Source organism: Nocardia sp. Tas62D01 (assembly GCF_055232035.1).
This window is the reverse complement of record NZ_JBUYUZ010000001.1, coordinates 1,932,790-1,952,700: the sequence shown is the minus strand read 5'-3', so window position 1 is coordinate 1,952,700 and position 19,911 is coordinate 1,932,790. Positions and strand designations below refer to the sequence as shown.

General features: G+C 66.9%; 18 protein-coding genes. 12 read left to right on the top strand and 6 right to left on the bottom strand.

The features are described 5' to 3' along the window. From ACV7NQ_RS09560 to ACV7NQ_RS09540, 5 genes are all read right to left on the bottom strand, one after another. Window positions 1–1,008, bottom strand: coding sequence for an SCO2522 family protein (locus ACV7NQ_RS09560; RefSeq protein WP_463359295.1), 1,008 nt, complete (start codon window positions 1,006–1,008; stop codon window positions 1–3). Next, window positions 1,009–1,920, bottom strand: coding sequence for an SCO2523 family variant P-loop protein (locus ACV7NQ_RS09555; RefSeq protein WP_463359294.1), 912 nt, complete (start codon window positions 1,918–1,920; stop codon window positions 1,009–1,011). Window positions 1,921–1,929: 9 nt separating this feature from the next. Further along, the gene (locus ACV7NQ_RS09550) at window positions 1,930–3,804 is read right to left on the bottom strand and encodes an SCO2524 family protein (protein ID WP_463359293.1); all 1,875 of its coding nucleotides are present in this window, start codon (window positions 3,802–3,804) and stop codon (window positions 1,930–1,932) included. Window positions 3,805–4,250: 446 nt separating this feature from the next. Then, window positions 4,251–5,735 carry an MFS transporter gene (locus ACV7NQ_RS09545; RefSeq protein ID WP_463359292.1) on the bottom strand — a complete coding sequence of 495 codons (1,485 nt, stop codon included), beginning with the start codon at window positions 5,733–5,735 and terminating at the stop codon, window positions 4,251–4,253. A gap of 148 nt (window positions 5,736–5,883) precedes the next feature. Further along, window positions 5,884–6,558 carry a FadR/GntR family transcriptional regulator gene (locus ACV7NQ_RS09540; RefSeq protein ID WP_463365596.1) on the bottom strand — a complete coding sequence of 225 codons (675 nt, stop codon included), beginning with the start codon at window positions 6,556–6,558 and terminating at the stop codon, window positions 5,884–5,886. Window positions 6,559–6,622: 64 nt separating this feature from the next. Between ACV7NQ_RS09540 and ACV7NQ_RS09535 the strand changes: the two genes are divergently transcribed. The 10 genes from ACV7NQ_RS09535 (at window position 6,623) to ACV7NQ_RS09490 (ending at window position 16,790) form a co-directional block, all read left to right on the top strand. Further along, entirely contained in the window at window positions 6,623–7,882 is a 1,260-nt protein-coding gene (locus ACV7NQ_RS09535; protein ID WP_463359291.1) for a CynX/NimT family MFS transporter, read from the top strand. Between the two features lie 265 nt (window positions 7,883–8,147). Continuing rightward, on the top strand, window positions 8,148–9,617 hold the full coding sequence (locus ACV7NQ_RS09530; protein WP_463365595.1) for an MFS transporter: 1,470 nt from the start codon (window positions 8,148–8,150) through the stop codon (window positions 9,615–9,617). 28 nt (window positions 9,618–9,645) lie between these two features. Next, window positions 9,646–12,183, top strand: a complete 2,538-nt coding sequence (nirB, locus tag ACV7NQ_RS09525) for a nitrite reductase large subunit NirB (protein ID WP_463359290.1) — start codon at window positions 9,646–9,648, stop codon at window positions 12,181–12,183. A 64-nt stretch (window positions 12,184–12,247) separates the two neighbouring features. Then, window positions 12,248–12,655 (top strand): nitrite reductase small subunit NirD, encoded by a 408-nt coding sequence (gene nirD / locus ACV7NQ_RS09520; protein ID WP_463359289.1) that lies wholly within the window; start codon window positions 12,248–12,250, stop codon window positions 12,653–12,655. After that, window positions 12,652–13,872, top strand: a complete 1,221-nt coding sequence (locus ACV7NQ_RS09515; protein ID WP_463359288.1) for a uroporphyrinogen-III synthase — start codon at window positions 12,652–12,654, stop codon at window positions 13,870–13,872. Before nirD ends, ACV7NQ_RS09515 begins: the two co-directional genes overlap by 4 nt. Further along, on the top strand, window positions 13,869–14,675 hold the full coding sequence (locus ACV7NQ_RS09510) for a sirohydrochlorin chelatase (RefSeq protein ID WP_463359287.1): 807 nt from the start codon (window positions 13,869–13,871) through the stop codon (window positions 14,673–14,675). The genes ACV7NQ_RS09515 and ACV7NQ_RS09510 overlap by 4 nt, the downstream gene beginning before the upstream one ends. 68 nt (window positions 14,676–14,743) lie before the next feature. Continuing rightward, window positions 14,744–15,043, top strand: a complete 300-nt coding sequence (locus ACV7NQ_RS09505; RefSeq protein ID WP_463359286.1) for a phosphopantetheine-binding protein — start codon at window positions 14,744–14,746, stop codon at window positions 15,041–15,043. Then, window positions 15,015–15,260 carry a hypothetical protein gene (locus ACV7NQ_RS09500; protein ID WP_463359285.1) on the top strand — a complete coding sequence of 82 codons (246 nt, stop codon included), beginning with the start codon at window positions 15,015–15,017 and terminating at the stop codon, window positions 15,258–15,260. The genes ACV7NQ_RS09505 and ACV7NQ_RS09500 overlap by 29 nt, the downstream gene beginning before the upstream one ends. 107 nt (window positions 15,261–15,367) lie before the next feature. Further along, a complete protein-coding gene (locus ACV7NQ_RS09495; protein ID WP_463359284.1) occupies window positions 15,368–16,357 on the top strand; it encodes an alpha/beta hydrolase in 990 nt (329 codons plus the stop codon). Window positions 16,358–16,454: 97 nt separating this feature from the next. Beyond that, window positions 16,455–16,790, top strand: coding sequence for a TfoX/Sxy family protein (locus ACV7NQ_RS09490; RefSeq protein WP_463359283.1), 336 nt, complete (start codon window positions 16,455–16,457; stop codon window positions 16,788–16,790). A 78-nt stretch (window positions 16,791–16,868) separates the two neighbouring features. Here the strand turns inward: ACV7NQ_RS09490 and ACV7NQ_RS09485 are convergent, their stop codons facing one another. Continuing rightward, on the bottom strand, window positions 16,869–18,578 hold the full coding sequence (locus tag ACV7NQ_RS09485; protein WP_463359282.1) for a metallophosphoesterase: 1,710 nt from the start codon (window positions 18,576–18,578) through the stop codon (window positions 16,869–16,871). On the opposite strand from ACV7NQ_RS09485, the gene ACV7NQ_RS09480 reads away from it, so the two are divergent. After that, window positions 18,577–18,879: a hypothetical protein gene (locus tag ACV7NQ_RS09480; RefSeq protein WP_463359281.1), complete on the top strand. Its 303-nt coding sequence runs from the start codon at window positions 18,577–18,579 to the stop codon at window positions 18,877–18,879. The two genes, ACV7NQ_RS09485 and ACV7NQ_RS09480, sit on opposite strands and share 2 nt — an antisense overlap. Window positions 18,880–19,040: 161 nt before the next feature. Further along, window positions 19,041–19,490 (top strand): VOC family protein, encoded by a 450-nt coding sequence (locus ACV7NQ_RS09475; protein ID WP_463359280.1) that lies wholly within the window; start codon window positions 19,041–19,043, stop codon window positions 19,488–19,490. Window positions 19,491–19,911 lie beyond the last annotated feature (421 nt).

The window sequence follows — 19,911 nt, the reverse complement described above, 5'->3', positions numbered from 1 at the left end:
TCAGGACCCGTCGAGGAGCAGGTGGGACAATCGGTCGCTGATTTTGCGTGACACCGTCACAGGTACCTGGTCGTTGGCCGCGCAGTCGATGATCTGGTTGACTACGTCGTCGTCCAGATCCAGATGATCGAGCACCAGTCGGACCGAGTGCTCTATGCCGATGTAGAGCTTGGGCAGCATCGACAGCGTCCGGTAGGCCGCGAACGGCTGGGCAGCTGGATTGACCTGCACCACGGGCGGTACCTCATGCCAGCGACGCGGCCACGGTTCGCCGCGCCAGGGTTGCGGATCCACCACGGGCTCACCGTGATAGCGCAGCATCCCCAGCCGCATCAGGTGCCAGACGGCGGCCAGGAACGAGCACGACCATCTGGTCTTCGTGACCCCCTCGACGATCCGCGTGTGCCACAGTTGCACATCGAGGAAGATGGAGTGTTCGCGGCGACCGAACTCCTCCGGCGGCTGGTAGGGCCGTCCGCGCATGGCCTGCGCAGATTCGTGCTCCGAGGATCGGCGGCCGTTGCACAACCAGCCCGATTGGGCCGTGGGTGGGCGGCGGCCGGTGTCCGGCGGCGCGGGCTCGGCGATGATGCGAGCAGCCACCATCTCCGCCACCGGAATCGGCTCGCCCGACGGTACACCGTCGGCGAACGGCGAGGTCTGCCAGCAGCCGGACTCGCGCGCCAGATAGTCGATGGTCAAACCGGTTTCGTCGGCAGCTGCCAGCAGCTTTCCGAGGATTTCGGCGGGGTCGGTGTCGGGCTGGAAGTAGTCGTCGATCAGGTAGCAGGTGCTGACTCGTGCTTCGGGGCCGAACTGTACCCGCGCCGATTCGATGAACGCCGACACCAGCGGGACGATGCGGCGGAACTCCGCCTTCACCCGGTCGATGTCGCCGGTGATGTCGTTGGGATAGAAGTGCCCGACCTCGATCGACAAGTGCGACAATGGAACCCGCGCGATCTGCGGCCGATCGGTCGCCTCGCTGTATCCTCGTGTTCCACGCATCTAGACTCTCTCCCAGGTGGCGTTGTCGACCAGGCTGCGGGCGAGTTCGATGTATGCCTGCTTGGTCTCGTTGTTGGCGATGTGGGCATTGACGTCGCTGTCGAGAATGAGCTGTTCGCGGCACTGCAGCACCGGCTCTATGGGGGTGGCTCCGAGGACCTTGGTTGTGCCGAGACGGTTGGCGGTGGCGAGGCGCCGCAGCGCGGCGTCCTGCTCCTGCAGCCACGCCGCTTGGGCGGCACGCTGGGCGCTGAGGTGCGAGTTGGTGTCGGGTACGGCCGTGCGCACATAGCGCAGCGAGCCGAGCAGTTCGTCTCGGTCGTGGCCGTACAAGGCACCGCTCTGCAGCAGCCCGTTCTGGCCGTACACCAATCCGGAGGCAGCCAGAATATGCTGGCGGGTCCAGCGGTGGAAGATCAGCCAGCGCGCGGTGTGCCGCCGCAATTGCGGCAGAGCCGTTGCCTTCAGGGTGATTTCGAGCGCGATCGACCGACCCGCGCTGAGATCGACAACCACCACTGGGAATTCCTGCTCCAGCGTCACCAGTAACTCTACGCAGCGCTGCACCATTTCGTCGTCACAGGTGAGGAATTCGGCGCCCCCCTCGTCGCCGGGAAACAGGACCAGTCGGCCGCGGGGACCGACGCGCTTGAGTTCCGTCCGGTCTGTGGCCGTGCCGACGTCGACACGGTCGACGGTGCCCTGCTCGCCGAGCAGATAGGAATGCGTGCCGCCGACCGACGTACCGCGCTCCATAGCGCTGATTTCGAACAGTGCGCCAGCGGTAGGCGAGCCGAAGTCGAAATCGACGTAGGCGACATTGTCCCCGGAAAGACACAGTCGGTACGCGATGTTGCAGCTGGTCACCGAGCGTCCGGTGCCGCCCTTGTCGGAGGTGGAGAACACCAGCACAATGCCGCCTTACCGCGTCGCGTCATGGCGCGCGTACGCCAGTTCGTCGAGCTGGGTCAGCGCCTGGGTAGCCAGGCCGTAGGCGGTTCCGGGGCGCTCGTTCAGCACACGGCGGGCGCGGTCGAGTGATTGCCGAATCCGGTTGACCGCCACTTGCCTCGGGGACACATCATCGCCTTCGACCTCGAGCTCCTCCTGGTTGAGCAGGTGTTCGGCCTCGCTGAGCAGATCCACCGCGCGGGCGACCATGGACTTCGGTGCCAGCGGGGGTCTGCTGAAGGTGTCATGCGCGACTACCAGGCATTCCATCACCCGCTCGGTGACGAACCAGGACGGGCCTTCGGGGATGGGTTTCGCGGCGTCGAGCAGCCAGCCGGGGTCGTCCCACAGTCCCTGGGCGGAACTGTCTCGCAGCGTGCGGCTGTCGATGTGGTCCATGGCCGATTCGGCCAGCGCCATCAGCTGGTCGCGGGTGTCGACGTCGGTGCGCAGGCGCGCGGCCTGCAGACAGCGCTTGAGCATCATTGTCACGAAATCCGGTACGTACCACTCCAATTGGGAACCTCCGCCGACGTTCTCGCTACCGGCCAAGCGCATCCGGACGCCTGGATAGTGCAGGGTTGCGGCCGGGTCGCCGGAGGTGAGCCGACTGGTGATCCGGCCGCGGCGGGCCAGCTGATCGAACACCGCCACCGTGCGTGCCAGATCCTCGGTGCTGTCGCGGTAGACCAGGTCCTGAATGAGCATGGCGGTGACCGCGAGGCTGAAGTAGTCCGATTCCTCGCCGTCGGAGGTGCGCCAGGGGATGTCCTCCAATGGCCAACGGCCGCTGTCGAAGCGGGCCACGGTCGACCAGTAATTGCGGGCGAGTTCGAAGCGCAGTGCCAACGCGTCGGCGAGCTTGCGCTGCTCGTCGGTGAGCAGGTCCAGTTCCCGGATGCGCTGGGATGACAGGTCGATGATGCCGTCCAGGGCCACTGCGGTGAAGTACAGGTAGGGGCGGGGTTCCGCGACGCCGGTCGCGGCGCCCACGTGGCCGGGTACGAAGTCGATCGGCTCGGCGGTGTGGACGATGCCCCAGCCCCATCCGCATTCGAACAGCCGCTTGTCGTCGGCAATGTCGATCCGCTTGTCGTCGGCGATGTCGCTCTCGATGGACTGACCGAGCCTGACCTCGTTGGCGGCCTTAACCCGCAGCTGCTCCAGCCGAACCGACAGCAGCGCGAGGACCTCGTCGGCCGGTGCGTGGCTCTGATTGATCATGTTCAGGATTTCCTGTCCCGCAGTCTTTTTCGACTCCGGGGTGTGAATCACGAAGCTGCGCACCAAGCCCGCCATTGCGCCGGTGAGTCGCGTGCTGACCTTGTCGATCACGAGAGGGATCCGCTCGCGTAGCTGCCTGGCCTCCATCCGCACCTCACTGCGGACGAATCGGTCGAAGCCGCGCAGGAAGCGCATCGATGCGATGCACAGGCTCAGCGACATCGAATAGGAGTCGACGACTTCCAGCGCCAATTGCGCTTCGCTGGGCGGGTTTTCGTCGACGGAATGCAGGTAGCTGCCTGCGGCGAAGATCGGTTGGCCGTCGGCGCCCGCGTAGCGATCGAGGTAGTCGTCGAGCAGATCCACCAGGACCCGACCGATACGGGTCTCCTCCCCGAACAAGGCGAGGGCTGTCTTCGCGTCGGCGGCCATCTCGTCGGGCTGGTGGAGCGCGAAAGCATCGATCTCCGTCGCCGGATACAGCAGACACAGCAGCTGTTCGGCGTCGCTGATCGAGTTGGCGCCGTCGCGCCCGCCCCAGATCCACTTCTCGTCCCGATAGGAGTAGGCGAGCACGGCTCGCCACAGGTCGAGCAGCTGCTGCCGCGGCCGAATTCTCATACTGTCCCTGCCCTCGCCCCCGCGTTCGGCCATCGGCACCGAACGTCGTTGTACACAAAGTGTGCCTCGGCAAGGTTCGCCAGTCCACGGAATGAGCGAGGTCGAAAGATTGCGGCGAAATAGCTTGTGCAGCAAGCGCTTCCGATTAGGCGGCAACGGCTCGTTCGATCTCGGAGAGCCCGACCCCATCCGATGTCCACTGTTCACCTCTGCTGGTGTGAGACTGGCTTTCAGCGTAAATGGTTGTGCGGTAATGAGGTTCGGATCGGCTCGGCTCCGCCGTGCGGGTGCCGGGTTCGCGACAGCCGAATGCCGCGCTGCGGACCTCGTCCAGCGCGGCATTCGGTCTATCGGGTGGCGTGGTTGCCGGCCCGGAGGGGGTCGGGGGCAACCGTGCCGGGCCTGTCGTTCGGGGGTTCGGACCGAATGGCAGGCGGCGCGGGCGGTTACACGTTGGCGTGGGCCAGCGAGGAGACGCGGGCCACGGCGAACGAGGACCGCAGATAGCAGAACCAGGTGACGGCGGCCATCACCAGGAACGCGGCGGCGTAGCTCCAGAAGGCGGGCGCCATGCTGCCGAAGTTGATGTTGGACAGGCGAAGTGCCTGCTGCAGCAGGTATCCGCCCGCCGCGCCGATCGCGCCGATGACGCCGATCGCCGCACTGGCCTGGCGCCGTGCCGATGCCACCGACTCGGTGAGGTCGAGTCCGTGTTCGGAGGCGTACTTCTTGGCCTCGGCGCTGAAGATGGACGGGATCATCCGGTAGGTGGAGCCGTTGCCGATGCCGGTGAGCACGAACAGCAGCAGGAACGAAATCAGGTACAGCGGGAAGCTTTTCACCTGCAATGAGGCCATGATGAGCGCGGACGCGACCGCCATGGCGCCGAACACGTACATGGTGATCTTGGCGCCGCCGACCTTGTCCGACACCCAGCCGCCGAACGGACGGCTGAACGAGCCGACCAGTGCGCCGAGGAAGGCGAGGTTACCGAGCGTGGTGATCCAGCCGATGTTGGCGAGGTCGGGGAAGTTGGCCTTGATCAGCGTCGGGAACGCGAAGGAGAAGCCGATGAACGAGCCGAAGGTGCCGACGTAGAGAAACGACATGACCCAGGTGTGCCGGTTGGTCAGCGCCAGTTTGTAGGACTTCCCATCGGATTTCGCGGTGCTGATGCTGTCCATGTAGCGCAACGCGCCGAAGGACGCGGCCAGGATGAACGGTATCCACACCAGCACCGACAGGGTGATGCCGAATCGGTAGCCCGCGGCGTCCTTGGCCATGATGTGCGTGCCGAGCGTGATCAACAGCGGCAGCACCAACTGGGTCTGGGCGACGCCGAGATTGCCACCCGCTGCGTTGATGCCGAGTGCCGAACCCTTCTTCCCCTCGGGGAAGAAGAAGTTGATGTTGGCCATCGAGGACGAGAAGTTACCGCCGCCGAAGCCCGCCAGCGCGGCCAGAATCATGAACACCCACATCGGCGTGCTCGGGTAGTTGACGAAGTAGGCCAGACCGATCGTCGGGATGAGCAGCATCGACGCGCTGAACGCGGTGAAGGCTCGCCCGCCGAACTTCGGGATGGCGAAGGTATACGGAATCCGCAGTGCCGCACCGACAAGCGTCGGGGTGGAGGTCAGCAGCAGGGCATTGCTCACCGCCGCCGGGTTGCCCTTGCCGAGTCCGGCGAGGAAGTCGAAGCCCGCCAGGCCCATGCTGGTCACCACGGTGCCCCAGAGGACCCAGATGCTGAAGCCGAGATTCTCGGCGAACACCGAGAAGATCAGGTTCTTGCGCGCGGTGAGTTTGCCGCCCGATTCCCAGAATTGTTCGTTGTCCGGCTCCCAGTGGTCCAGCCAACGTCCTCGCTTCTGGTGTTCGAAAGTCGGTGTGTCCGACTGCTGGCCGGTGGCAGCTACTGCGGCAGTCATCGGCTTCCTCTCGACGTCGCTCGCTATGGTCGAGATAAAAGTAGAAGGCTGTTGTTGCGGGCGAGTGGCTTTCGATGACTTTCCAGGCAAATCCGACTCAAACGGTGAGAAAACGGCCGGTGACAAGTTGGTTACCGGCCGTTCAGATTCATCTCGCGTCGGGGTATTCGGCGATGAGCGAGCCTAGAAAGCAGCGCGCCGCCTGGGCCGCCCGATCTGGGTCGCCGTCGATGACCGCCTGCACCATCTCGTGGTGTTCTGCATCGTAGGCGTCGTCGGATTTCTTGGTCCGCGCGCGGATCACCTGTTCGATGGTAGGCAACAGCGAGTCGTAGAACTCGAGGTACACCGCGTTGTGGCTGGCGACCACGATAGCGCGGTGCAGTTCGACGTCGGCCTCGATGGCCGCGACATTCTGCTCGTTCCACCGTTGCTGGTTGCGTTCGTCGAGCAAGCGCGTCAGGGCAGCGATGTCGGAATCGTCGCGGCGGCGCGCGGCCAGCGCGGCGGCGGTGGCGTCGAGGGCCTGCCGCAGCTCGAGGACATCGCGTTCCTCCGCGTCGGCGAAGTACTTCGCGAGGGTGCCGCCGACCTCCGAGGCCGCGATCACATAGGTGCCGGAGCCTTGGCGGCGCTCCAACATGCCTGCGTGGACCAGCGCCTGGACGGCCTCGCGCACCGTGTTTCTCCCGGTCCCGGTGAGCGCGGTGAGCTCCGGTTCGGTAGGAATGCGGGAGCCGATAGGCCAACGGCTGGAACGGATTTCGGCACGCAGCTGCTCGGTGACCTGGGCTATGAGGCTGGTGCGCCGGACTGGTTGCACCGGAACAGGGTACCGCCGATCCAAATTATTGGCCCATATCATGGGGTCATCCTATGATTCCTCGGTGACTGCGACCTATGAGGAGACGACGACTCGCCCGGAACCTGTCCGGGTCGAGCAGCGTAAACGTGCACTGACGGAGGGGCGGCTGCTCGTCCTCGCCGCGATTGTCATGTCCGCGCTCACGCTCCGGGTCGCGGTCACCGCGTTCAGCCCGCTCGCCGAACGGATCGGCGCCGATATCGGCTACTCGACCGCCGTCATCGGCGTCTTCGGCATGATCCCCACCGCAATGTTCGCGGTGTCGGGTCTGCTGACCCCACTCTTCGCGCGCAGGCTGGGATTGGAGCGCACCGCCATGGTCGCCATGGTGATGGCCGGGCTCGGCATGTTGATCCGGGCCACGGTCTCGAGCATCGGAGCACTGTTCGTCTTCTCCGCGCTGGCCCTCGGTGGCATGGGCATCGGCAACGTGGTGATCCCGCCGCTGGTCAAGCGGTACTTTCCGGACCGGCTCGCGGTGGTCAGCTCGCTGTACATCACCATGGTGCAGCTCGGCACGGTGGCGCCCGCGCTCATCGCGGTCCCGGTCGCCGAGGCGCACGGCTGGCGGATCTCGCTCGGCCTGTGGGCGGTGCTGGGGTTCGCCGCTGCGCTGCCGTGGATCGGCGTGCTGCGGGACCGGCGCGGTCGCGATCTGGTGGATACCACCGGATTGCAGCCCGCCGGAGCGGAGCCGAAGGGCAAGGCATGGCGTTCCCCGCTGGCGTGGGGCATGGCGGGCATGTTCGGCATGACGTCGCTGACCACCTACGCGATGTTCGCCTGGCTGCCGAAGATCCTCGGTGAGGCGGGCGCCAGTGCGGCGTTCGGTGGCACCATGGTCGGTCTGTTCGCGCTCGTCGGGTTGGTGTCGGCGTTCACCGCGCCGACCATCGTGGCGCGCTTCGGTAACCCGTTTCCCTTCGTGGTCGCCTGTGCCGCATTCTTTTTCATCGCGTTCGCCGGACTACTGGTCGCACCGATGGGCGCACCGGTTCTGTGGGTCGTGCTACTGGGCCTGGGCCCGAGCACGTTCCCGATGGCGCTCACCCTGATCAACATACGCACCCGGACCTCGCAGGGCTCGGCCTCGCTGTCGGGCTTCACACAGGGCGTCGGCTATGCCGTGGCATGTGTCGGACCGCTGCTGTTCGGCATGCTGCACACCGCGACCGACGGCTGGCCGGCCCCGTTCGCGATGCTGAGCGTCACGGTGCTTGTGCTGCTTGCCAGCGCCTGGCAGGCGTGCAAGCCGCGCATGTTCGAGGACACCTGGAACTAGTCCGGGTCGGGGCCAAATCTCGCTTCGAGTTGCGGGTCGGTGCGGGTGTGGGCACGCTGTGTGCGGCACACCTCACCGGCCCATATTTTCTAGGTCGGCCGTTCGTCATGTGCGGAAATCGTTGCGTCACATGCCCGAAACATGTCCAGGGTTCTCACCTGTGCTGCCGGGGAATCGTGAGCAACCGTTGATTTGACGGTCATTCCACGCAGCATTTCGGCAATACCCGTTCCATACCGTTGGGCCAACCGGATTTTGGGAGGCCCTGTTGAGCACGCTGACGCGTAACCGCAACATCAAGCATTGGGATGCCGAGGATGTCGCGGCCTGGGAGGCCGGCGGCAAGAATATTGCCAAACGGAACCTGGTCTGGTCGGTCTTCGCCGAACATGTCGGGTTCTCGGTGTGGTCGATCTGGTCGGTGATGGTGCTGTTCATGCCGACCGACAAATTCGGCATCGATCCGGCGGGCAAGTTCTTCCTGGTCGCGATGCCGACGCTGGTCGGCGCGATCCTGCGGATCCCGTACACGGTGGCCACCGCCAGATTCGGCGGACGCAACTGGACCATCTTCAGCGCGATCCTGCTGCTCTTCCCGACGCTGCTGACGTTGTATTTCATCAATCAGCCCGGCACTCCGTACACGACGTTCCTGATCGTGGCGGCATTCGCTGGTTTCGGTGGCGGAAATTTCGCCTCCTCGATGACCAATATCAACGCCTTCTATCCGCAGCGGCTCAAAGGCTGGGCGCTCGGACTCAATGCGGGCGGCGGCAATCTCGGGGTGCCGGTCATCCAGTTGGTCGGCTTGCTGGTGATCGCCGCGTTCGGCAATTCCTACGCCTCGCTGATCTGCGCGATCTACCTCGTGCTCATCGTCGCGGCCGGTGTCGGCGCCGCGCTGTACATGGACAACCTGAAGAATCAGAGGGCCGACCTGTCCGCCATGATTACGGCCCTGAAGATGCCGCAGTCGTGGGCGATCGCATTCCTCTACATCGGCACCTTCGGCTCGTTCATCGGCTACAGCTTCGCCTTCGGCCAGGTGCTGCAGATCGGTTTCAAGGCCGGTGGTGACACCATCGCACAGGCAACACTGCACGCCGCGCAGATCGCGTTCGTCGGTCCGCTGCTCGGCTCGCTGGCCCGTCCTTACGGCGGTAAGTGGGCCGACCGGATCGGTGGCGGCAGGGTCACCATGTACGTCTTCGGCGCCATGATGGCCGCGGCCGTGCTCGTCGCCGTCGCGAGCGCCATGGGCGATCGTCATGCGGGTGTGCCCACCGGTGCGGTCATGATCGCGCTGGTAGCCGGGTTCATCGCACTGTTCGTGCTGTCCGGTGTCGGCAACGGGTCGGTCACCAAGATGATTCCTTCGGTCTTCGACGCCAAGTCCAGGAGCCTGGACCTCAGCCCGGCCTCGCGAGCCGCCTGGTCGCAGAACACCTCCGGCGCGTTGATCGGCTTCGTCGGCGCTGTCGGCGCCCTCGGCGGCGTTGGCATCAACCTGGTGCTGCGTTCCTCGTATGCCTCGACCAAGTCCGCGACTACCGCGTTCTGGGTCTTCATGGCTTTCTACGTGCTCTGCGCCCTGGTGACCTGGGTGGCTTTCCTGCGCCGCCCGAGGTCGCGGTCGGCCGCCGCCGATCCCGATGTCGTGGCCGAAGCGGTGGCCCTCATCCACGAGGCCGAGCACCCCGCACCGTCGACCACCCCTTCGCCGGCCCGTGCCTGACACTCCAACCCTCCAGGGAGGACACATCATGAACTCCACCGTCGAACCCACCCAGCGCAAGACCGCGGTGGTCGTCGGCCACGGCATGGTCGGGCACCGGTTCGTCGAGGCGTTGCGATCTCGGGACGAGGACGGTCAGTGGCAGATCGTCGTCCTCAGCGAGGAACGGCTGCCCGCCTACGACCGCGTCGCGCTGTCCTCCTACGTCGGTAACTGGGATGCGAGCGCGCTCGCGCTGCCCGGCAACAAATACGCCGGTGACGCGTTGGTCGAGCTGCGGCTCGGTCATCGTGCGGAGACCATCGACCGGGACGCGCGCAAGGTCACCACCTCCGCGGGCGACACCATCGCCTACGACGCGCTGGTGCTTGCCACCGGTTCGTATCCGTTCGTGCCGCCGGTCCCCGGCCACGATCTGCCGGAATGCTTCGTCTACCGCACCATCGATGACCTGGACGGCATCCGGGCCGCGGCCGACGCGGCCGGGCCGGGCGCGGTCGGCGTGGTGGTCGGCGGTGGCCTGCTCGGGCTGGAGGCGGCCAACGCGCTGCGGCTGCTCGGGTTGACCCCGCACGTGGTGGAGCACAACCAGCGGCTGATGCCCGCGCAGATCGACGAGGGCGGCGGCGCCATCCTGGCGAAGCTGGTCACCGAGATCGGCCTGCAGGTGCACACCGGTGCCGGGACATCATCGATCGAGGCGCACGCGCCTGGGCGCGTGAAGGTTACGTTGTCCGACGAGTCGGAGATCGACGCCGCGCTGGTGGTTTTCTCCGCCGGTGTCCGCCCGCGCGACCAGATCGCCCGCGACAGTGGCATCGAGGTCGGCCCGCGCGGCGGCATCATCACCGACCTCGGGCTACGGACCTCGGACCCGAACATCTTCGCCATCGGCGAATGCGCGGCCGTCGAGGGCACCTGCTACGGCCTGGTCGCCCCCGGCTACACCACCGCCGAGATCGTCGCGGACCGATTGCTCGGTGGCGCAGGCGAATTCCCCGGCGCGGACATGTCGACCAAGCTCAAGCTGCTCGGTGTCGATGTGGCCAGCTTCGGCGACGCGCATGCGACCACCGAGGGTGCGCTGTCGGTGGTACTGCACGACGCCGCGAAGGGCACCTATGCGAAACTCGTTGTCTCCGACGACGCGCGGATCCTGCTCGGCGGCATCCTGGTCGGCGACGCCACCGCCTATTCGGCGCTGCGCCCGCTGGTCGGGCGGCCGCTGCCCGCCGAGCCCGCCGCGCTGATCTCTCCGGCGGGCGCCGAATTGGGCGCCGACGCACTGCCCGACGACGCCCAGATCTGTTCCTGCAACAACGTTTCCAAGGGCGCGATCTGCGGCGCCATCGCGGACGGCGCCTGCGATGTGCCCGGCATCAAGAAGTGTACGTCCGCCGGAACCTCTTGCGGCGGTTGCGTTCCCACGCTCAAGAAGCTGCTTGAGCAGTCCGGCGTGGAGATGTCCAAGGCGCTGTGCGAACACTTCGGCCAGTCGCGTGCGGAGCTGTTCCAGATCGTCCAGGTCACCGGCATCCGCACCTTCTCCGGCCTGATTGCCAAGTATGGCAAGGGAACCGGCTGCGATATCTGCAAGCCGACGGTGGCCTCCATCCTGGCCTCCACCTCGAGCGAGCACATTCTCGACGGCGAGCAGGCGGCGCTACAGGACACCAACGACCACTTCCTGGCCAACCTGCAGAAGAACGGCACCTACTCGGTGGTGCCGCGGATGCCCGGCGGCGAGGTCACCGCGGAGCAGTTGATCACCATCGGCGAGCTGGCCAAGGAATTCGGCCTCTACATCAAGGTCACCGGCGGCCAGCGCATCGACCTGTTCGGCGCCCGCGTCGAACAGCTGCCGCTGATCTGGAAGCGTCTCGGAGACGTGGGCATGGAATCCGGCCACGCTTACGGCAAGTCCCTGCGCACCGTCAAGAGCTGCGTCGGCTCCACCTGGTGCCGCTACGGCCAGCAGGATTCGGTCGGCATGGCCGTGCTGCTGGAAAAGCGTTACCGCGGACTGCGTTCGCCGCACAAGCTGAAGCTGGCGGTCTCCGGCTGTGCCCGCGAATGCGCCGAGGCGCGCGGCAAGGACGTCGGCGTCATCGCGACCGAACACGGCTGGAACCTGTATGTCGGTGGCAACGGCGGACTTTCGCCGAAGCACGCGGTGCTGCTCGCCGGTGAACTCGACGACGAGACGCTGATCAAGTACATCGACAGGTATCTGATGTTCTATGTCCGCACCGCCGACCGTTTGCAGCGCACCGCGCCGTGGCAGGAGGCGCTCGAAGGCGGCATCGATTACCTCGAGCAGGTGGTGTGCGAGGACAGCCTCGGCATCGCCGACGATCTGGAGGCGGCCATGGCCCAGCATGTCGCGGGCTACCGAGACGAGTGGGCCGCGGTGCTCGACGACGAGGAGAAGCTGTCGCGCTTCGTGTCCTTCGTCAATGCCCCCGAGGAGGCCGATCCGACGATTTCGTTCGACGACAGCGGAGAACGCAAGGTGCCGGTGCTGCTAGGGATGCCGGACGTTCCGGTCGCCACACGCGGGCAATGACCGCTTAACCCCCTAGAAACAGGACGTCTGTACCAATGGGTAAGGCGTTTGGAGGAGGACACCGATGACCGTGATCGATACCACCGGTATCTCCGCAGCTACCACCATCGAGTGGACGCAGGCGTGCCGGCTCGACTACCTGATCCCCGGCCGCGGCGTTGCGGTGTTGCTCAGAGGTGGCCGACAGGCCGCCCTCTTTCTGCTGGCCGACGGCCTGCTCTATGCCGTCGGCAATATTGATCCAATCGGCCGGGCGGCAGTAATGTCGCGGGGGATCGTCGGTGATCGCGGCGGCATCCCCGTCGTCGCCTCGCCGCTGTTGAAGCAGGCATTTTCGCTGATCGACGGGCGTTGCCTGGACGATGACTCGGCGGCGCTGCCGGTATACGCGGTGCGTGTCGACGACGGCATCGTTTCGGTTTCCAACGAGCCGCTCGCCGGGCTCGACTCTTCGGATGGTGGATCGGCATGACAACTATCGATGCGGGCGCCTGCCTGGCCGGATTCACGGTCGGCATCACCGCGGCCAGGCGGGCCGAGGAGTTCGCCACGCTGCTCACCCGACGAGGCGCCGGTATCGTGTCCGCCCCGGCCATCCGGATCATTCCGCTCCCCGACGACACCGAGTTGGAGCGGGTAACCAGGCTGCTGGTCGCCGATCCGCCGCGGATCGCGGTGGCCACCACCGGAATCGGTTTCCGCGGCTGGATGGAGGCGGCCGAGGGGTGGGGGATCGCCGAAGACCTGCGCAGCACGTTGGCCTCGACCAGGATGCTGGCACGCGGACCGAAGGCCAAGGGCGCCATCCGCGCCGCGGAACTGCGCGAGGAATGGTCGCCCGCCTCGGAATCCTCGGCCGAGGTGCTCGACCATTTGCTCGCCGAGGGCGTGGAGGGCGTGCGGATCGCGGTCCAATTGCACGGCGCCACTACCGAATGGGAGCCGGTACCCGACTTCTGTGAGGTATTGCGTTGTGCCGGAGCGGATGTCGTGCCGGTGCCGGTGTATCGCTGGATCCCGCCGGAGGATCAGGGTCCGATGGATCACCTGATCGAGGGCATCGTGACAGCGAGCCTGGACTGCGTGACCTTCACCAGTGCGCCCGCGGTAGCGTCACTGTTGATGCGCGCCAAGGAAACCGGGCTGCTCGAGGGCGTACTGCACGCATTGCGCGGCCGGGTGCTGCCCGCATGCGTCGGGCCGATTACGGCGGCGCCGCTGGAGGAACTCGGCGTAGCCACCTCGATGCCGGGGCGGGCCCGGCTCGGTGCGCTGGCCAGGCACGTCGCCGAAGAACTGCCGCGGCGCGCCAACCGGATCTACGCCGCAGGACACACGATCAGTGTGCGTGGGGCGTGTGTGGTGGTCGATGGGGACGTGCGTCAGCTGGCGCCTGCGCCGATGGCGTTGATGCGATCGCTGGCTCGCCAGCCCGGACGGGTGGTGTCCAGGGAGGATCTGCTCGCGGCGCTGCCCGGTGGCGGAGAGGACACCCACGCCGTGGAGACCGCGATCGCCCGGCTGCGCGCCGGGCTCGGCACACCGAAGGCAATTCAGACAGTGGTCAAACGCGGCTACCGGCTGGCGCTGGACGCCGCCGAATGCACCGATAACTACCCACGGCCCGTCGACGGGGTATCCGGTATCGGCCCACCGGCGCGATACGCACAGATCACGGGGAGCTGGTGACGGCTCCGGCCCTGGTACTGGTGGCGCACGGCACCAGAAGAACCAGGGGCGTGCAGATGATCGCCGCGCTGGCCGAGGCGGTGTCACGGGAGCTCGGCGCCGCGATTTCGGGGCGCGGCGCCGGCGCTCCCGTGGCGGATGCCTCGGTCGGCGCGGATAGTTCCGTGGGGGATGCGTTCGAGCAGCCCTGGGTGCGTACCGCGTTCGTGGATGTGCTGGGTCCGTCGCCGTCCGAGGTGCTGCGCGATCTGATCGACGTGGCGGGGGAATCCGTTCCCGCCGTGGTGGTTCCGGCGTTCCTCGCCTCCGGGTATCACGTGTACCAGGACGTGCCACGCGAGGTGGCCGAGAGTGGGCACCCCGCCGTCGGGGTCACCCCGGCCATGGGACCCGACCCGGCGCTGGCCCGCATCATGGCCATGCGCCTGCGCGCGGCAGGCTGGCGACCTGGTGACGCGGTGGTCTTCGCCGCCGCCGGATCCTCGGATGCCCGTGCGCGCCAGGATGTCCGGTGTGCCGCCGCCATGCTGGCGGAACGTCTCGGCGCACCGGTGCGTATCGGCTACGTCGCGACCGGAGCGCCGCGCGTGCCGGAAGTCGTTGCCTCGCTGCGTGACTCGGGCGCTGAGCGTGTCTTCATCGCCTCGTATCTGCTGGCCCACGGCCTGTTCCAACAGCGCCTGCACGAAGCGGGCGCCGACGGCGTCGCAGAACCCATCGGCGTCCACCCCGCCGTCGTGCGGCTCATCGCAGAGCGCTACCGCACTGCCGCCCGTGAATTGGTACGCGCCCGCGCGGTCTGATCACCGGGTATCGGTGCGTGAACTCGCATCACCGGAATAGGTGAGGTGGCCGAGGTCGGTCAGGCGGATTGCCTGGCCGCCCATGCCCGCAACGTATCGGCCACGACGACGACTTCTTCGAGTTCGGCGGCAACTCGCTGCTCGGCGTCGCCGTGTCGGCGGAGCTGACGGCCGCGACGGCAGTGCCGGTGACTGTCCGCTGGATCTACACCACGCCCACCGTCGTGGCACTCGCCGAGCGGATCGAGGGCTATGACGGCGCCGACCCGGGCGCCGACGACGACGCGCTCGGTGTTCTGCTCACGTTGCGCCGCAACGGAACTCGCCCGCCACTGTTCTGTGTGCACTCAGCGGTCTCGCTGGCTTGACGCTACGCCGGGGCTGGCCCGCTATGTCACCGATCGGCCCGCCTACGGACTGCAGGCGCCCTCGCTCGCCGGTCCGGCACGGGCGTTCACCCATGTCGCACCGGATCTGCCGCGCAAGCTGCGCTGGTCGATCGCCGAGCGGATGGAGCGCGCGGATGTTGCCGTCGACGCGATCTCCGACTTGCGGGTTCACTCGCCCGGCGAACACGCCCGCTGAATGTGCTACGTACCGGAGTCTCGATGCGCGAAAATCCATGACATGTATCGGCACATGGCTTCGACTTGCTGCGCTCGGGTCCGCCGAGCGCGAAGGATGATGTGCCGATGATTCACTCGCTGCGCTCATTCTTGCGATGCCTGGTTCCCCTGCTCGCTCTCGTCGCCGCGATTATCCCCGCTACGGTCGCGGCGGCCGATCCCGGCGACTCCAGCATCCTCGACGTACGCCCATTGGGTGGAGCGCAGTTCGAGGTGGTGGTCCATTCGGCCGCGATGAATCGGCCTATCACGCTGTGGATGTCGCATCCAGGTCCGGGTGCGCCCGCGCTGTATTTGCTCAATGCCGTGGACGGTGGTGAAGACGGCGGACCGTGGACGCGCCGCACCGACATCGCGGACTTCTTCGCCGACAAGCACGTCAATGTGATCCTGCCGATGAGTGGGCGCGCCAGCTACTACACCGACTGGCTGCGCGACGATCCCGCGCTCGGCCGCAGCCAGTGGACCACCTTCCTGACCAGGGAACTGCCCCCGCTGCTCGAATCGCGCTTCGGCATGACCGGGCGCAATGCCATTGCGGGACTGTCCATGTCCGCGACCTCCGCGCTGAACCTGGCGATCGGCGCTCCCGGCTTCTACCAAGCGGTCGGCGCATACAGCGGCTGCCCGCGCACCAGCGACGCGCTGGCCAACGCCTACGTCCACGCCCAGCTCGCGGTGTTCGGCGCGAACGCCGACAACATGTGGGGTGCGGCCGACAACCCCGCCTGGGCCGAGCACGACCCGATGTTGCAGGCCGAGCGCTTGCGCGGCGTGGCTCTCTACATTTCCTCGGGCGATGGCGCACCAGGCGCGCACGAGACGCTCGGCGACCGCGGCATCGACGGCAACCCGGCTCGGCTGCTTGACCGAATGCTGGTCGGCGGCACCATGGAGACCGTCATCAACGGGTGCACCCGGCCCTTCACCGATCGCCTCGCCGCACTCGGCATCCCGGCCACCGTCAACTTCCGACCCGGGGGCCACGTCTGGTCCTACTGGCAGGACGACCTCCACCTGTCCTGGCCGGTCTTCGCCGCCGCCATCGGCGCATAACCGCCGCCCACCGGCGCCGTCGGGACCGGGGGCGCCACTCGTCGGGGCCGGCCGCGTGCCGCCGAACTTGTCGGTGCCAGGGTCGACAATGTGACGTATGGCATACGACGTGGAACTGGCCGACCGGATCCGAGAGCTGATCGAACCCGGACCCGATCTGACCGAGAAGAAGCTGTTCGGCGGTCTGGCATTCCTGATCGGCGGCAATATGGCGGTAGCGGCCAGCGGGAAGGGCGGGCTACTGGTGCGGGTCGATCCCGCCGCCGCCGACGAGCTGCTCGCGCGGGAATTCGTCGAATCGATGGTGATGGGCGGGCGCGAGGTGCACGGCTGGCTACGGGTCACCGCGGAGGCCCTGGACCATGACGACGCGCTGCTCGAGTGGGTAGACCGCAGCGTCGACTACGTCCGCTCCCTCCCCGCGAAGAAGTAGCTCCACCGCCGCGCCACGCGCATCGCGGGCTGTGACGCGCCGGTGACGCGTGCGGAAAGTCGGTGCGCCAGCCCGGACTCAGTGCCCGGCGCGGGCGAGGCGCCGGAAGGTGACGCGGTCGAACTCACGACCATATTCGTCGACGGCGACCACGTCCATTTCGCTGGAAAAGATGCCGGGTCGGACATCGACGCGCAGGAACGAGTAGTTGCGGAAGCGGACCCGCGACCACGGAGCCGGTTCGTCCTTTTTGTCGCCGCTCGGCGTCCACACGTAGCTGTTGGGCACGGTGGTGTCCGGCAATTCGTTGCCGCGGAAGGATTCCCGGGAACCGGGCTGGAAGTCGTAGCGGGGGCGGCCGCCACCGCCGACGGTGTAGTAGACGGTGCCGTCGGTCTCCGGGTAGACGATCGAGTTGTCGCCGGCAACCTTCGTGGCGCCGCCCGAACGGATCGGGTCGGTGCGCTCGTAGACGTGGTTGTGGCCCTGCAGCACCAGATCGACCTGATACCTGTCGAACAGTCCGGCCCACGCGTCGCGAACGCCGCCGTCGCTGGCGTGCGTCTCGGTGGTCGAGTAGGCGCAGTGGTGGAAGAAGCAGACGATGAAGTCGATGTCCGGGTTCGCGCGGTAGGCGGCGAGCGTGCGCTCGACCCAACTCGTTTGTGCCCCACCGGAATAGCCGGTGTTGGCGCGGATCTCGTAGGAGACGTCGTTGGCGTCGAGAGAAAGCACCGCGACGTTGCCGTAGGTGAACGAGTAGGCCGAGGGGCACCCGGCGGGCCCGTTGCCCGGGAAATCCAGGCGCGCGAGATGCCCGCCGTAGCCGAGGGTTCTGTAGGTCGCCTCCATGTCGTGGTTGCCGGTGGCGAACATCCACGGCGTCTGCGCGGCGCTGGTCTCGATGGCGCCGAAGTAGACATCCCACACGTACGGGTTGAACTTGTCGAAGCCGCTCGGCAGCTGCCCGCCATGCGTGACGAACTGGTTCGGCTTGCCCGCGCCGGACGGGTCCGCGTAGGCGATATCCCCGGCGAGAATGTGGAAATCCGGCTTGGCAGCGGCGATTTGGCGAATCACATTGGATGCGTGCGGCACCGTCGGATCGTTGTCCAGCTTGTAATACTTGTCGTCGTAGTCGCCGGGCGTGACACCCTGGGGCCGGCCCGGGGTTTCGTCGGTGCCCTGGTCACCCATCATGGTGAACCGGAACGGCACGATCGCGGCGCGCGCGGTCGGCATCGCCGGGGCGGCGGTCCTGATGTCGCCGACGAAGCCGTCGGAGGTTCGCCACCGGTAGAAATGCGGCACCCGGCCCGGTAGCCCGTCCACCGGTGCGTGCACGTAAAACTGTTCGGCCGCAAGCACTCCGCCGTCGCCGGTGGGTACCTGCGTCAGCAGATTGCGCACCTCCGCGTCGATGGTCGCGCCGAGCGCGGGCGTCGGTCCGTGATCGAGGAAGACCTTCGTGCCCACGGGCGTACGCGAGAGCTGTGCGGCGAACCGCAGCTGGCTGGCGGCATCCGGCCCGTATCCCACATGCCGTCCGCCGACCGCGAGCTGCGCCCCTTCGGCGTACGCGCGCCGACCGAACGGCGAGCCGCCCACCGCCGCGACCGCCGCGACGGCGGCCGCACCTCGCAGGACATTGCGCCGGGAGACCGAGTTGCGGCGCAGGAACGCCTGATGCCACTCGTGCTGCTCGGTCATCGTCATGTGGGCGGCGAGCCCTTCGGGTATCCCCGTATCCGGAACATCGCCGGCGGGGTTCAACGAATTGGACGGCATGGCTCCCGATGCTGTATGGACTCGGCGCATCGAGCAACTCGACACCGCGATTCGGGCGCGAATACTGAATGAATTCTGCGGATCACCCGATAGCTCGGGCACGAGCCCTCCCCCGACGTCGTCGTGCTGGTTACGCTGCCGCGATGACGCCATTCATGCGCGGGGCCTGACCCACCCAGGCCCGGACTGCGACGGCCCGGCCTACCGCACCGGGGAGTTCATCTACGAGCCCGCGGGCTCCTGGAACGTGCGCATCGGCCGCAACCTCGGCGCCGAACCACTGGTCCTCGACGTCGTCTAGGCCCTCACCCACCGGCAAACCGCTCTTCGAGGACGCGGACCCGCCGCCCTGTGCCTGACCGCGAAAAGAATCTCGAGAAATCTGTCGGGATATGTCGAAGCGCGCCGATCGGCTCCGACCGGAGGGTGACAGCAAGTCATCAACCACGCTAGGAGCCCATCATGAGCGTCACCACCTTCTTCTGGTTCGACAACCAGGCAGAGGAAGCCGCCACCCGCTACACCGAGATCGTCCCCAACTCCCGTGTCGTCGAGGTGACCCGCAACCCCGACGGTTCGGCGTTCATCGTCGCCCTCGAGCTGGACGGCCAGTCCTACACGCTGATGAACGGCGGCCCGGGGCACCCACTCACCGACGCCGCGTCGGTGCAAGTCATCGTCGAGACCCAGGCCGAGGTCGACCAGCTGTGGGACGCTCTGGTAGAGGGCGGCGAGCCCGGTCCCTGCGGCTGGCTCACCGACCGGTATGGCCTGGCCTGGCAGGTGGCCCCTGCCGCGCTTCCCAAACTGATGGGCGGCGACCCCGCCAAGACCGCCGCCGTCGGCGCGGCCCTGCGCACCATGTCCAAGCTCGACCTGCAAGCCCTGCAGGACGCCTACGATCGGGCCTGAGCCACCACCCTCCGGTACCCGCCACCTCGCGAAGACCCGCCCCTCGCCGTTGTCCCAGGCGAACGGGCGGGTTTCTCGCGTTGGATATCGAATCAGCAGCGGATCGCAGCGGCCGGTGGCGCGAGTGATCGCGACGCCACACGCTGGGATTATTCTGCGAGCATGCAGCGATTCGAGGCCACGATCGAGTCCGGCGCCGGTGGTGGCGCTTACGTCTGCGTGCCCGCGGAGGTCATCGCGGCGCTGGGCGGTGGCGGCCGGCGATCACCGAGGCCAAACGCCCGGAAACCCGTGTCGATCGGATCGACAAGGCACGGCGTCGAGCGAGTCCCGCGACCGGAAACACCGCCCCCTCGGTGTGGAGTGGGTGTGTACTCCGAATGTTGGTGCGGCGAGACCGACTCGGCCTCATTTCGATAGC